Raw genomic sequence first — 14,722 nt, 5'->3', positions numbered from 1 at the left:
AATAGAATGGTTTTTGCCATTCTATTTTTTATATTTATCATACAATTTATCTTTAAAGTCTATAAATAAGGTTTTGTAATTATCGTAATATACCATTCCAAGTCCTGTTCCCTTTGCTTTTCTAATATGTTTTTTTTCTGTGTAATCTACATTTGCATATCCTTCATTTTTAAAATAACTATAATATCCGGCTAAAAATCCTGCGATTTTGTAGTCATCTTCTGTTAGATTTGATCCTCTTAAGATTACATGGCTTCCCGGAACATCTTGCGCATGGAAAAATATATCATTTTTATTTGCAAATTTTAATGTTAGATTTTCATTTTGTAAATTGTTTTTTCCAACATAAATCAATGCTCCTGAGTCAGTTTCAAAAACATAAGGTTTTGACTTTTCAAGTTTTTGTTTATTTTTTTTACTTTTCCTAATATAGCCCAAAGAAATAAGTTCTTCTTCTATTTCAGAAAGCTCGTTTAATTCTGTTATAATTTCAATAGTTTCCAAAATTTGTTTTATATACTTCATTTCTTCTTCAATTTTCGGTAATTCAGCCTTTATTATTTCGTCAGCAGTTTTTAATTTTTTATATTTTTTGTAATATGCTTCAATATTTTCTCTTGGAGATTTCTTTTCATCAAGCGAAATTTCAACCTCCTCCATATTATTATAAATATTTTCTACTGAGACTTTCTTCATTCCCTTTTCTATCTTATAGATATTTATAGAAAGTAAATCAGCATTAATCTTTAAATCTTCTTTACTTTGATTATTCAAAAGTTCATCATTCATTGCAATATATTTATTTGTAAGTCTATTTAACTTTGTAGTTAAAATCTTTTTAAATCCTGATGCCTTTTGATTAATCCTATCTCTTAAGGAATTGTTATGGTAAAAACTTTCGACTAATTTCGATAAACTATCAACCCTTTCTTTTTTTTCATATAAGTCCAAATCAAAACAATAAAAATCTTTATTGTTATTCATTTCATCTTTAATAAAAATAGGAGAATAGTTTTTATTTTTAATATTTTCAACCAATTTTACAAAATTCTCATCAATTCTTTTAATATCTTCATCATTTAGATTAGCAGAATTAACAGTCGAATCAACATTTGAATTATTTAATAATTCATAGGAAATAATCGGAGAAAAGCCCAAATAATTTGTATAAAAGAACTTTTTCATTGAAATTGGTTCTGAATTTTTTAAAATTTCAGAAGGCAATTTATAATTTTCATCTAAAATATTTTCTTTTTCATCTTTGACAAAAAAATAATCCTTATTTGGAAAAACCTCTCTTATACTACTTTGTCTGGAGTCAATATGCTTAATTGCATCAATAATTTTATTACTCTCTTTATCAACAAGAATTATATTTGAATGTTTTCCCATAATTTCAATGATTAAAAGTTTTTTACTAAGTTCTTTTAATTCATTTAAATTTTCAATTTCAAAGCAAACAACCCTATCCATTTTATGTTGGTATATATTTTTAATAGTACCTCCAACTAAATGTTTCCTTAACAACATACAAAAATTATATGCAGTTATCGGATTCTTTTTGCTTTTTTCACTTAAATGAATTCTTGAAAGATTATTTGCACAAGAAAGTAATAATTTATAATTATCCTTGTTGTATATCTGTATATTTATTTCATTTTTATCCGGTTGATTTATTTTATTTATTTTTCCATTTAATAAAAGTGGATATATTTCATCAACAACCGCTTTTGTAAAAATTCCATCAAAACTCATTTTTCTTTCCTTTATTTTTAATTAAAAATCCAAATATTCAAGAAATATCTTGATGCTATTACAAGTCCAAAAAATACTGTTATGAAAGCCATAACTATATAATCCGTTCTTGAATATTTTAGAACATTCATTCTAGTTCTTCCTTCTCCACCTCTATAACATCGAGCTTCCATTGCAACAGCTAATTCATCTGCACGCTTTAGAGCATTTACAAAAAGTGGAACAAGTAAAGGAATCAAACTTTTTGCTCTTGATATAATACTTCCTGTTTCAAAATCAGCACCTCTTGCAGTTTGAGCCTTAGTAATTTTATCCATTTCATCTAAAATTGTCGGTATAAATCTTAGAGCAATTGTCATCATCATTGCTACAGAATGAGCAGGAAACTTGATTTTTTCAAAAGGCTTCATAACATATTCCAAAGCATCTGTAAGTACAATAGGGCTTGTTGTTAGAGTTAAAAGGCTTGTCCCTATAACTAAAAGAGTTATTCTAACACTCATAAAGGCACTTAATTTAACCCCTTCTTTGGTTATATTTATAATCCATATTCTAAATAAAACCTCTCCTGGTGTTAAAAGTAAATTCAAAATCACTGTAAATAAAACAATGTAAAAAATTCCTTTTAATCCTTTTAAAACCATTAAAATTGGTAATTTTGCAATTTTTATAATTGAAAACAAAAAAATTGCAAGTGGTATAAAAACAAGAAAACTCTTTATAAAAAATATGGAAAGTATAAACATAAAAATAAAATATAGTTTAAGTCTGGGATCTAGTCTGTGAATAATACTGTCTCCCGGAAAAAATCTACCTATAGATATATTTTTTACCATTAATTTTTCCTCAATTCTATTTTAATTTCGCTAAAAGCTTCATCAACTGTTAGAATATTTTTACTAAAATGATGTCCTTTTTTTCTTAAAATATCCATAAGTTCTGTAATTTGCGGAACATTAAGTCCAACTTTTTTTAAACCATCTACATCGCTAAAAGCTTCTTTTGTGTTTTTGTCTAAATGGATACGTCCATTTTTCATTATAATTATTCTATTTACTAGTTTTGCAACATCTTCCATACTATGAGAAATCAAAACTATTGTAATATTATTCTTTTCATAAAGCCTTTTAATTTGAAAAAACAATTCATCTCTACCCTTAGGGTCAAGTCCTGCAGTAGGTTCATCTAAAATCAAAATATCGGGTTTCATAGCCAAAATTCCAGCTATTGCAACCCTTCTTTTTTGTCCGCCAGAAATTTCAAAAGGAGATTTATCCTTTTTAGCTTCATAATCAAGTCCTACAAGCTCCATTGCTTCTTTTACTCTCTCTGTAACTTCTGCTTCGCTAAGTCCCATATTCTTAGGTCCAAAAGCAATATCTTTTTCAATTGTCTCTTCAAAAAGTTGATATTCAGGATATTGAAAAACTAATCCAATTTTATATCTTAAACCGCTTTTAGCAAGTTCCTTATCTTTAGTGTTCATATCTCCAATAAAAACATCACCACTTGTAGGCTTTAGAATTCCATTAAAATGTTGAATTAATGTTGATTTTCCACTTCCTGTATGCCCTATAATACCAACAAATTCTCCCTTTTTTATAGTTAAATCTATACTATCTAAAGCAAGTTTTTCAAAAGGAGTTTTTTCTCCATAGACAAAACTTACATTTTTAAAATTTATATCCATTATTTTAATTTTCTCTCCAAAAATTCTATCATTTCATCATTTGTTAAAATATCAGAAGGAATTTCTATCCCTTCATTCTTTAAAAGATAGGCAAGTTCTGTAACCTGTGGAACAGAAAGTCCTAAATCTCTTAAGGTTTCAACATTTGAAAAAACTTTTTTAGGACTATCATCAAACTCAATCTTTCCCTCATTTAAAACAATAACTCTATCGGAAAGAACAGCTTCTTCCATATAATGAGTTATATATAAAATAGTTTTATTCTCTTCTCTATTTAATTTTAAAATAGTATCAATAATATCTTTTCTTCCGATAGGATCAAGCATTGCTGTTGATTCGTCAAAAATTATCACTTCCGATTTCATTGAAAGAATTCCGGCTATCGCAACTCTCTGTTTTTGCCCACCCGAAAGCATATGTGGTGAGTGCTTTTTATACTCTTCCATTTCAACAATTTTTAAAGCTTCATCAACTCTTTCTCTTATTTCAGCAGAAGGAACTCCTAAATTTTCAGGACCAAAAGCTACATCTTCCTCTACAACTGTCGCAACAAGTTGATTATCAGGATTTTGAAAAACCATGGCACATTTTTGTCTAATATCCCAAATTCTATTTTCATCCTTTGTATTAATCCCAAAAATTTCAATTTCTCCATCTGTTGGAGTAATCTGAGCATTTAAAAGTTTTGCTAAAGTAGATTTTCCACTTCCATTATGTCCCAAAATAGAAATCAATTCTCCCTTATTCACAGAAAAACTGACTCCGTCCAGAGCAATACTCTTCTTATCATCCTCTCCGGAATATTCATATCTTAAATCTTTTATATCAATTATTTTTTCATTCAAAATTTATCACCTACTAACAATTTATGATAACATAAACAATACTTTTTTTCAATAATAACAAATATTGAATACCCAAAAATCAGCAAAAAAGACAACTTTCGTAAAGTTGCCTTTAAAATATTCTAAACTAATTTCAATTACATTATTTTTCTTTATAAATTTCTTAATTTATTGATTATTAACAATTTTATCTTTGTTCATATAATTTTAAAGCATAGTCAGCATATTCTTTAGTATGATTATACCAAATATACAAATATTCACCAATGCTCTTTCCTTGAATTTCTTGATTAATCGCCCATAAGAACCAATAAAATGAACTTACTGCAACATAGGCAATATAATGTCTTAATTCTTTAGCTGTAGGATTTCCACTAAAATATTCTTTTATTATATCAACTGCTTCATCAAAAGAATATTTTGAACAAGTAATAAAACATCCAAGATCTCCTGCCGGATCTGACATTGCAGAATATTCCCAATCTATTAAATACATTTTATCTCTGTTGTCCAATAAAAAATTCAAATCATAACTGTCGCAATGGCAAATGCACTCTTTTATATCATCTTTGTCTAAAAAATTCTTTAATCTATAGATTTTATCGTTCATAAAACTCATATCATCAAAATCATCTCTATGCGAATTTTTTATTTTGATTTTAAAATTCTCAATTTCCTCAAAAATATTGAATTTAAATTTCGTTATTCTACCACTTGTATGCAATTTTTTAAGTATAGAGATAGCTCTTTTTACATTCTTTTTATCAGCATAATCTAGAATTTTTACATTTTCTATATATTTTGAAATTTTCCAACCACTATCCTTATCCATATAGATGTAAGTATCATCTAACTCTAATTCTTTTGCAATTTTCATTGAATCAAACTCACTTTTTCTATTTATGATTAATTCAGTTCCGGGACCTGGATGTCTATATACATAGGATTTCCCCTTACAACTGAATTTAAAAGAAGTATTTGTCATTCCCATTTTTATAGGTTTAATATCCTTTATTTCCTCTTCATTACATTTTAGAACAGAGCAAATATTTTGGAAAATTTTAGAGTCAGAGTTAGTAACATATTTTTCGTCAAAAAGTCTTAACTCCTCCAAAGAATCAAATTCTTTTATATCCTCTACATCATATTTTCTAATATACATATTATCCAATTCTTTTATATGTCGCATATAAAAAGTTTCCCATAAATTTTCATGAACTATCGGTTCATGATATTCAGCTTTCAACAATTTCACAAACTTATTACTGAATTCTCTGTTAAAAAAAACATGACCCAGCATTATCCAATCGTCTTTTCCCCCAATTGTTACACCTGTAATCCTTCCCTTTTTATCAAATTCTGCAAAATATTCATCGCTTTCTCCATCTTGATAAACAGCTGAATAATATGCTCTGTAAACATATTTTTCAAAAGGATTATTTGGAAAATAATTATCTGAAGAACAGATGTAAGTGTTTTTTAATTTATCAGTAACCAAAATTAGAGATGAAGTGTTGTTAAATCTGTAATAATCTTCATTAACGACTATATCTACTCCATATTTTTCTGCAAGATAAAACATCTTTTCCTTCATATAACCTACAACTAAAGTAATATCTTCAATTCCCGCTTCTTTTAGTTGTAAAATTTCTCTTTCAATTAGTTTTTCCCCTTTTACATTTAAAAGACCTTTTGGACTTTCATAACAAAGAGGAGCGAATCTTGAACTCATTCCAGCTGCCATTATTATTGCATTATCAACTTTATATGGCTCTAATGTAGAAAACCCTTTAGCTGTAATTTTGAAATCTTTATCTATAAATTCATTATTTTTTAATTTTTTTAAAATTTCATTAACTTTTCCCAAAGAAATTTTTGTAATTTCTGAAATTTCTCTTTGAGTATATTTTTTATTTGGATTTTTAAAAAATAGATTTAAAATATCAAATTGTTGTATTGTTAACATAAATACCTCCTTAAATATCTTGTTCACAAATTATACCACACTATATAAAAATGAACAAGAAAAAAGTTCTAAAAATTTAATGTTTTAGAACTTTTTATACATTTTTAATTTAATTTTTTATAATTTATACAAAATAATATTATTTAAAGTGTTATTGAAAAGAAAAATATATATGGTGCAGTAAGTATTGCTAAGACTAATGCTAATTTCCTCTTGTTTTCTTCTTCAATATCAAGTTTTGAAAAGGTATATTTTCTATTTAATTTATAATTTATAAATCTTGAAATTAAAATAGCCAAACACATTGCAAATAACATACCTTTATTCTCGAATATATTCCCATATAAAGACTTCAAAGTAATCCCTGATTTATCATCAAGTTCAATCAATAAATATAAAACATATAGAAAATGAACAATGAAAAGATCAGTTAAAAATCCAAAAAAAGAAAATTTTACTATTGATTTTTTTAATATATTAAAAGGTCTATCTATTTTTAAACATAACATTGTTATTATCATTACTATTAAATAAAATATAGAAGTTATAGGTATAATAAAAAACCAAAACGTTGGAATCAACCATAAAAACCATACTGGCATTGTAAGACCATATTCTCCAAAAAATTTTTGTAAAAAACTTATTAAAAAAATATAGTTTAAACTAAAAAGTAAATTCATTTTCCCTCCTTAAATTTACATAAAAGTATTTCTAAAAAAATCTATTAATTTAAAAAACCACCCTACAGGAACGAAAAATACATAAATGCTTGTAACAGGTATCAAATATAATGCTAGTTTTTTCTTTTTTTCTTCGTCTATATCAAGTTTTTTAAAAATAAAACTCTCATTCAATTTATAGTTTAATAGCCTTGTCAAAAAAATTAGAAAACATATTATTAAAATTACGAAGACATTATTAATTAATCCACCCAATATTGCTACATATAAAGGACCCATCCACTTTTCAAAAAAAGGTTCAATTTCTTTAGAATACATAACTCTTGCTAAAACTACATAACCTAAAAAATATATTATAATTAACATATCACAAAAAATTCCAAAAAAGCTTGCCTTAAATACTGATTCCATAAGGACTTTTGAAGGATTATATATTTCAAGATGAGTAATAGCTATATATAATATTATAAAATAAATTACAAAGTATATAGCTAATACAAAAGGCCATGTAGGAGGGAAAACTAAAAATATCCATCCTCTTAATTGTTTAACAAATTCATCTAAGTCATTACTTCTCGCTAGAAAGCTAATTGCAAAAAAATTATATAAACTAAAAAATGTATTCATTATTCCTCCCTTTGGATACGAAGCAGAATTATTTATTTCTCCCACTTCAAACCACTTTATATCTCATAAAAGTATTTTCCTGATATATTATACGAAAGTTATTATATCATATAAAATTTACAATTTCAATATTAAATAAAAACTTTTTAGTTATATTATATTCCTTAATTAAAAATTATATGCATTAAAAAAGTTCTAAAAATTTTAAATTTTTAGAACTTTTTGATTATCCATTATATTTTTTTGCTTTAAGTTTATACTTCATAGATCTTAATTTACTTTTTATTCCATCAATTGTAACAAATAAAATTTTGTCCTTTGTAATTAACATAATTATAAAATAGTATAGTACGCATGATATAATTATAGCTAAAACTCTCATAAAGAATTGTAAATTCAATGTCAATGAATATTTTAAAATATGATTTATTCCATAAGTTATTGCAAAAAATGGAATGGAACATAGTACATATTTAATATAAGATTTTAATATCCCATTTATAGAAACAATATTTCTCTTAGTTATAAAATAAACTTGAATTATCAATACTACAATTTCTGAAAATAAAGTAGTATATACAAAATATTCAGCTTGAATAACTCTTAATTTGAATAAAACTATATTTAAAATTAAGTTCATAAATCCGCCTATAAAATAAAATGCGGTTATATTTTTTTCATATCCCCTTACAAATAAGACCTGATTTGCAAGAAGTTGATCCAATGCCCACATAACTATTCTAAGCGAAAACAATTTTAAAATAAAACCAGCTTCCAGATATTTTTCCCCTGCATATATAAGCATTACTTCGTCAGAAACACAACTTAATCCAATCCCCATAGGAATTACCAAGAATAAAAATGTCTTGGCAACTTGATTTAGCAATTCTGTATAATTTTTCTCATCACCATTTCCATAGTAATACGAAAGTCTTGGAATACTTACAACTATTATCGAATAAACTACACTTGTAATTAATTGAGCTATTGATAAAGCAAAGGTATAGTAGGAAACTGAAATCTTTGCGTCTAATAATGAAAGTACAGCTCTATCCAATGCAGTATATAGCATATATGAATTAGCTAAAAGCAACATTCCAATTAAAGGCTTTATATGTATCAAAATATCTTTTATTTTGACTTTTACAAATTTTACTTTTTTCTTTATATAATAAAAACTAATTAAATAGTTTATAAGATTTGTAATAGATAAAATGAAAGCATAATTTACTATATCATCAGCTTTTTTTACAAATGCAAAAATCGAAACGAGCATAAGTACACGGATAAATAATGTCTTAAAGAGAATAAATCCGTAATTTTCAAAAGCCTCATTCATCCACTCTATTGTTACAAATTGAGTAAAAATTTGAATACTTAATGCGAGATATAACATATACATATTGGAATTTACATTTAAAAGCATATATCCAATATATAAAATTCCAATACTCAAAGAACTAATTACATTTATAGAAAAAAGAACAGTAAAATTCTTACTTATTTCTTTTATATTATTTTTAACTCTACTTATTGAACGAATCCCATAACTGTATATCCCAAATGCAGCAAATGGAATAAACAAATTTAATATAGAATTTGCAGCATTAAATTCCCCATAAGACTCCTTGCTCAAAATTCTGGCAAGGTATGGGCCTGTAATTAATGGGAATAAAATATTAAAAACTCTAACTAAAATACTCGCTAAAGCATTTACTTTTATATTTTTTGCCATAACTAAAATTATTCTCCCTATTTTATTCTATAAGCATCTAAAAGATGTGATTTATATTCAATTTCCTCATCAGAAGGCTTTTTCATATAATCTCCATAAAATTGAGTTAAAATCTTGTTATAATTTTTAGGAGCAGGTACCATCATATCTTCAAAAGGCAATTCTATTAATTCTTCATAAGTTCCTGTTTCAAAAACTTCCTTCATTCCAGTTTTATCAAGCCCAATAGCACCCTCATAAATTCCATTTTTATCAACATATTTTTCAACTAATTTTTCAATTTTTTTTGTAAAAAATCTCGGATTTACAAACGCCAACAAATGCCAAAAGACAACTCTGCAAAAATCTTTTATTCTACTATCTTTATGAATTATATATTTTTTCTTTATGAAACAAATATGTTTTAAAGTTACCATTAAATGTGCTTTTTTCACAAAATTTAAATCATTGAATCTATCAATTGGAAAAATATCAACAAAAATATTACTATCTTTTCTATTTCGCTTTACGCTATCTTCCAACAGAGTGTGTTTATCTATGACTACAAAAAAGTTTTGAAAATACCAATCACTATTATCCTTTGATAAAATTGTGTATCTTTCATTATTTTCTTCAATTACAGCTTTTTGAAATCTCTCATAATCTTCTCTATACATTGCAACATCAATATCATCATCCCAAGGAATAAAGCCCTTATGTCTTACTGCCCCAAGTAATGTTCCATAACTTACAAAATATTTTATGTTATATTTTTTACAAACATAGTCAATAAACTTTAAAATATTTAATTCATAATTTTTAAGCTCATCGACCGTTAGCCTTTCTTTCATCTTAATCTCCTAATCTATATAATAAGCTTTAATTTCATGAGGATATACTCTCTTTTCAACAGGTGGAAATTCCATATAATTTCCATAATATTTTTTTAAAATCTCATCATATTTTTTTGGTGCAAAAAATTTGCAATCTTCAAACTCTAACTCTATTAATTCATCAAAAGGATTATAGTCAAAAACGTCATCATATTTCCATTTTGAACAGCCCACAACTCCAAAATATTTTCCAGTTTCTTTGGAATAACCTTCAACAGCTTTTTTAATTTTTTTCGCAAAAAATCTTGGAGATACAGGTTTTAATATTGCCCATAAAAACAATCTTATAAAATCTTTCAGCTTACTGTCCCCATATTGAATATTTTCTTTTTTTGAAAAAGATAGAAGCTTAAAACTTTCCAATTTATATGTTTTTTCAACTAAACTTAAATCATCAAAAAAGTCCATTGGAAAAATATCAACAAAAATTCCTGAATCATAAGTTTTATAATTTCTTTCATCTTCAATTTTAGTTTTTGAATTTACAACCTTAATAAAATTGTTATAGTATTTGTCATTAGTTTCTAAAGATAAAATCTTATAAATTCCATCATCTTTTGAAAATAAATCTATAAACTTTTCATAGTCTTTCCTAAGCATACAAATATCTATATCATCATCCCAAGGAATAAATCCTTTATGTCTTACTGCCCCAATTAAAGTTCCATAATTTATAAAATATTTTATATCATTTTCAATGCAAAAATTGTGAATATATTTTAGAATTTCAAGCTCTACAGATTTTATTTCATCTATAGAAAGATATTTTATTTCCATTAAGCATTTACTCCCTTTCTCTTCAAATCCTTAAAAAGCAAAAATCTATATAATTTAATATTTATTTTTAACATTAATACAGCTATTCTTCTACCTTTTCTAAAATTTTTATTTTTGTAAATTTTCCAAAAGTTTTTCTTTAAGAATCCTAAAACTTCTCTATATTCTTTAATTTCTTTATAATTTTCACTCAATAACATTTTATCAAAAACCATAAAATGTGCATAGGAAAGTCTAAAAAAAGCAAATTCAGAAAGAAACGGTATTTCTCTTTTTATATAGTCATAAAAATTGGAATAAATTTCTATGCAGTCCATATTTTTTATAGTATAAGGCTTTGTTGTTATACTATTTTCTCGATGAAAATAATAATAATATGGCTTTGTTGTTACAACATATTTTTTTGCATATTTTACAAGTTTAAACTGATAAAAAGCGTCTTCATAGATTTTACCCACAGGAAATGAAATCTTACTTGCAATTTCATAGGAGATGAGTTTATTACAAATGGTTCCTGGAATTTTTTCTCCAATAAAATATTCTTTTAAAAATCCATCCCTATCACAACTAAAATAAATTTCTTCCTTGCATTGTGGAGATTGACCATCTGAATAAACATTATAAACTCCACATACAGAAACATCTGCACTTTCAGCTTTTATATTATTATAAAGTTCTTCAATCATTTCCTCTGAAATATAATCATCAGAATCTATAAACAACACATAATTTCCAGTTACAAATTGCATTCCATGATTTCTTGCACTTGACAATCCACCATTTTCTTTTGTATAAAGTTTTGCTCTATCCTCGTTTCCTACAAATTCTCTGCATATTTTTTCACTATTATCAGTTGCTCCGTCATTTACTATTATAATTTCTATATTTTTATATGTTTGATTTGAAATTGACTCCAAACATTTTTTAACATATTTTTCTACATTATATACAGGTACAATAACACTTATCTTGTCCATAAGTCTCCTTTATTTTCTAATCGTATTATATTAATGTCAATACAAATTATACTATAAATCATTAAAATTTACAATTTTTCACAATAAATAAAGGAGATAAAAATCTCCTTAACAAATTACTTCTCTTTTAATTTTGCAAACAAAATTCTTCTCGCCGCATTGTCATCAGGCGTTTTACAAGTTACAAGCATCAAAAGTTTTGTGTTTTTATCAATTTTATCAACTTCAGCCTTTGGAATATGTTTACTCAATTCTTTTTTCATTGCTTCTACATCTTCATTTCTATTTGAACTGAGCTCATAAAGTGGCGTATCAGGATCTACAAGGTCTATTCCCAATACTTCATACTCCATTTTTCCTTTTTCTGTATAAAGATAAAATGTCTTATGACTTTCTAAAAATTTTGAATCTTCAAACTTTTTTAATTCATAAAATTTTGTCTTATCCCAAATATTATGCCCAAATATATAACTGATTCTATCTGAAAAATCTGCTTTATTATACATATCTAAAAATAGTGTTCCTGTTACGGGATATTTATTTTTCTTAAAATCTCTCCAAAGATAGTAGTCATTATCTTTTCCTTGAACTAAAGGCTCATCTATATTCGTTCCCGGTATTTCAAGCCATCCAATAGCATCAGAATTAATCTTTTTTAATTCTTCTATATTTACTACTCTTTCAGTATCTTTATCACCATTAAAAGCAGTTTCCCTTAGAACACTTAAATCTTTACCTGCCTTGTATGAACCATAATAATCTTTGATTAGATTTCCTGCAGAATAAATAAAAACTCCCAAACAGATTACAAAAAGTATATTCCAAAACCATTTTTTTCTTTTATTTCGTCTTTTTCTCCCCTTTTTTATCCTTATATCTTCTCTTTGCATATCTTAAATCCTTTCATAAATATAAAATGTTAATTTTGGATTATCGTTTTTTCCATCAATCTTTTCACTAACTTTCCAAATATTTTCGTCAATTTCTGGAAAATGACTATCCGCTTCTATTATTTCTTTTTCTACATATTTTGTAATATACATTCTCGAACAAAAGTCAATTAATTGTTTATAAATACTCATCCCTCCACAAACAAAAAACTTTTCTTTTGGATTTTCTTTTACAAAACTAATTAAATCATCTATATTTTTAAATATTTTTACCCCATTAAATGAGAAATCACTATTTGTTAAAACAATATTATTTCTTTTTGGAAGTGGTTTTATTTTAAATCCTTCAAATGTTTTTCTACCACATATTATAGAATTACCACAAGTTTTTTCTTTAAAAAAATTCATATCTTCTTTTATAAAATACAATAAATTATTATCTTTGCCTATTGCATTACTTTTTTCAGTAATTGCAACTATTAAATATAAATTATCTAAAACCATATTTTTATCCTTTTTATTTTTTATTAAATTGCAACTCCTTTTGATAAATCTTTTCCGTTGTTGCAATGTAACCATTATACCACAATTCCATATTTTTATCTAATTTTTGTTATTAAAATATGGTATTTATAACCTATAAAAATATATTTTTTTCTATTTCTTTAATGCCATTGAATTTAATGTCCATTCTATATATCTTAATATATCTAATCAAATATCTCCTTAAACTTATTTATTTTTCCCTAATCCACTCCGTTAAACAATGGGCTTCTTTCTATTTTTACTGTCCCTAAATTGTCTTTTGAAAATCTTGAGTTTGTATATTTTTCCCAGTCTCCTATTACCTTTTCATACAGCAATTCATCTACTGTTTCTTTTAAGTCTTTTATGGATATATTATTTTTCTCTAAATATTCTTTTATCTTTGGTATAGCTTTAATTTTTGATTTTTTTAAGTTTTCAGTATCATTATAAAAACGAACTTCTTCAACCAATATCTTACTTTCTACATCATACTTATAATCTATAGAAATTGATTTTTTCTTTTCAGGTATTTCATTATAAAAGAACATATATACTTTTTTTGTATCATAACTAAAACTAAATCCTATATCCCATTTTCCTATTTTTTTTGTTTTATATTTATTTTCATATCTCTCATCTACTATTGTATCTTCACTCATTGATGCACCCTACTTATAAAAGTGGACACATTAAATAAATAATAGTATTATATTTATGAACACAAAAAGGAGGTATCTTTTATGTCCACAAAAAACCGTTACGACGATGCTTTCAAGCAAACCCTCGTAGACCTTTACCACAATGGTAAAACCCAAGCTTCTCTCATCAAAGAATATGGCGTATCACAATCTGCGCTCACAAAATGGATTAAACAATATTCCACTGTGGAAACAGATGATGGTCAAGTCCTTACAGCAAAACAAGTTAAGGAACTTCAAAAACGTATGGCTCAACTCGAAGAAGAAAACCTAATATTAAAAAAAGCGATTGCCATATTCACGCCACACTCAAACAGCGATTAGAAGCTGTACATAAGCTGCGTCATCAACACAAAATCAAGACACTTTGTAGAGTCCTTAAAGTTCATCGCAGTACTTATTACAAACATTTTTATTCTGATCCAGCACCACGAACTTGTGAAAATCAAATAATTCGTCAATATATTTTGCAAATTTACTTAGACTATGACAATTCACTTGGAGCTTACAAGATTCGTCGTGTTTTAGAGCGTGATTATGGCATTCAAATCAGCCTTGGAAGAGTGTACCGACTGATAAACACTATGAATCTGCCTAAGCGTTCCACAGAAAAACCAAAATTTAAGAATTTTGTAAAAACAGACGAAGTATGTGTAAATCATCTACATCAACAGTTCAATCC

At 26.0% G+C, this 14,722-nt stretch carries 16 protein-coding genes; 2 read left to right on the top strand and 14 right to left on the bottom strand.

What is annotated here, in order from left to right; all coding sequences use genetic code 11:
* Positions 1 to 21 precede the first annotated feature (21 nt).
* The 14 genes from VJI93_RS01025 to VJI93_RS00960 all read right to left on the bottom strand — a co-directional run bounded on the left by VJI93_RS01025 (position 22) and on the right by VJI93_RS00960 (position 14,001).
* Positions 22 to 1,755 carry an Rqc2 family fibronectin-binding protein gene (locus tag VJI93_RS01025; RefSeq protein ID WP_323998882.1) on the bottom strand — a complete coding sequence of 578 codons (1,734 nt, stop codon included), beginning with the start codon at positions 1,753 to 1,755 and terminating at the stop codon, positions 22 to 24.
* 17 nt (positions 1,756 to 1,772) lie between these two features.
* The gene (locus tag VJI93_RS01020; RefSeq protein WP_323998883.1) at positions 1,773 to 2,591 is read right to left on the bottom strand and encodes an energy-coupling factor transporter transmembrane component T family protein; all 819 of its coding nucleotides are present in this window, start codon (positions 2,589 to 2,591) and stop codon (positions 1,773 to 1,775) included.
* On the bottom strand, positions 2,591 to 3,445 hold the full coding sequence (locus tag VJI93_RS01015; protein ID WP_323998884.1) for an energy-coupling factor transporter ATPase: 855 nt from the start codon (positions 3,443 to 3,445) through the stop codon (positions 2,591 to 2,593). Before VJI93_RS01015 ends, VJI93_RS01020 begins: the two co-directional genes overlap by 1 nt.
* The gene (locus VJI93_RS01010; protein ID WP_323998885.1) at positions 3,445 to 4,290 is read right to left on the bottom strand and encodes an energy-coupling factor transporter ATPase; all 846 of its coding nucleotides are present in this window, start codon (positions 4,288 to 4,290) and stop codon (positions 3,445 to 3,447) included. Before VJI93_RS01010 ends, VJI93_RS01015 begins: the two co-directional genes overlap by 1 nt.
* Before the next feature lie 187 nt (positions 4,291 to 4,477).
* The gene (locus VJI93_RS01005; protein ID WP_323998886.1) at positions 4,478 to 6,256 is read right to left on the bottom strand and encodes an NTP transferase domain-containing protein; all 1,779 of its coding nucleotides are present in this window, start codon (positions 6,254 to 6,256) and stop codon (positions 4,478 to 4,480) included.
* A 143-nt stretch (positions 6,257 to 6,399) separates the two neighbouring features.
* Complete coding sequence (locus VJI93_RS01000) at positions 6,400 to 6,936, bottom strand: hypothetical protein (protein WP_323998887.1); 537 nt, start codon at positions 6,934 to 6,936, stop codon at positions 6,400 to 6,402.
* Between the two features lie 15 nt (positions 6,937 to 6,951).
* On the bottom strand, positions 6,952 to 7,563 hold the full coding sequence (locus VJI93_RS00995; protein ID WP_323998888.1) for a hypothetical protein: 612 nt from the start codon (positions 7,561 to 7,563) through the stop codon (positions 6,952 to 6,954).
* 226 nt (positions 7,564 to 7,789) lie between these two features.
* The gene (locus tag VJI93_RS00990; RefSeq protein WP_323998889.1) at positions 7,790 to 9,298 is read right to left on the bottom strand and encodes an oligosaccharide flippase family protein; all 1,509 of its coding nucleotides are present in this window, start codon (positions 9,296 to 9,298) and stop codon (positions 7,790 to 7,792) included.
* Between the two features lie 17 nt (positions 9,299 to 9,315).
* The gene (locus VJI93_RS00985; RefSeq protein WP_323998890.1) at positions 9,316 to 10,128 is read right to left on the bottom strand and encodes a LicD family protein; all 813 of its coding nucleotides are present in this window, start codon (positions 10,126 to 10,128) and stop codon (positions 9,316 to 9,318) included.
* 9 nt (positions 10,129 to 10,137) lie between these two features.
* Positions 10,138 to 10,947 carry a LicD family protein gene (locus tag VJI93_RS00980; RefSeq protein ID WP_323998891.1) on the bottom strand — a complete coding sequence of 270 codons (810 nt, stop codon included), beginning with the start codon at positions 10,945 to 10,947 and terminating at the stop codon, positions 10,138 to 10,140.
* Complete coding sequence (locus VJI93_RS00975) at positions 10,947 to 11,924, bottom strand: glycosyltransferase family 2 protein (RefSeq protein WP_323998893.1); 978 nt, start codon at positions 11,922 to 11,924, stop codon at positions 10,947 to 10,949. The genes VJI93_RS00980 and VJI93_RS00975 overlap by 1 nt, the downstream gene beginning before the upstream one ends.
* A 116-nt stretch (positions 11,925 to 12,040) precedes the next feature.
* Positions 12,041 to 12,814: a class B sortase gene (srtB, locus tag VJI93_RS00970; RefSeq protein ID WP_323998894.1), complete on the bottom strand. Its 774-nt coding sequence runs from the start codon at positions 12,812 to 12,814 to the stop codon at positions 12,041 to 12,043.
* A gap of 3 nt (positions 12,815 to 12,817) precedes the next feature.
* On the bottom strand, positions 12,818 to 13,318 hold the full coding sequence (locus VJI93_RS00965) for a dihydrofolate reductase (protein WP_323998896.1): 501 nt from the start codon (positions 13,316 to 13,318) through the stop codon (positions 12,818 to 12,820).
* A gap of 242 nt (positions 13,319 to 13,560) precedes the next feature.
* Entirely contained in the window at positions 13,561 to 14,001 is a 441-nt protein-coding gene (locus VJI93_RS00960; protein WP_323998897.1) for a TipC family immunity protein, read from the bottom strand.
* An 81-nt stretch (positions 14,002 to 14,082) separates the two neighbouring features.
* Here VJI93_RS00960 and VJI93_RS00955 point away from each other — a divergent pair, with 81 nt between their 5' ends.
* Positions 14,083 to 14,364 (top strand): transposase, encoded by a 282-nt coding sequence (locus tag VJI93_RS00955; RefSeq protein ID WP_323998898.1) that lies wholly within the window; start codon positions 14,083 to 14,085, stop codon positions 14,362 to 14,364.
* Positions 14,316 to 14,722: IS3 family transposase (locus VJI93_RS09370; RefSeq protein ID WP_442953992.1), on the top strand; the 407-nt coding region annotated here is incomplete at its 3' end. The genes VJI93_RS00955 and VJI93_RS09370, both read left to right, overlap by 49 nt.

Source organism: Parvimonas sp. M20 (genome assembly GCF_035282425.1).
GTDB lineage: Bacteria > Bacillota > Clostridia > Tissierellales > Peptoniphilaceae > Parvimonas.
Note: the sequence above shows the minus strand (reverse complement) of the source record. Positions and strands in the feature narration are given on the sequence as shown.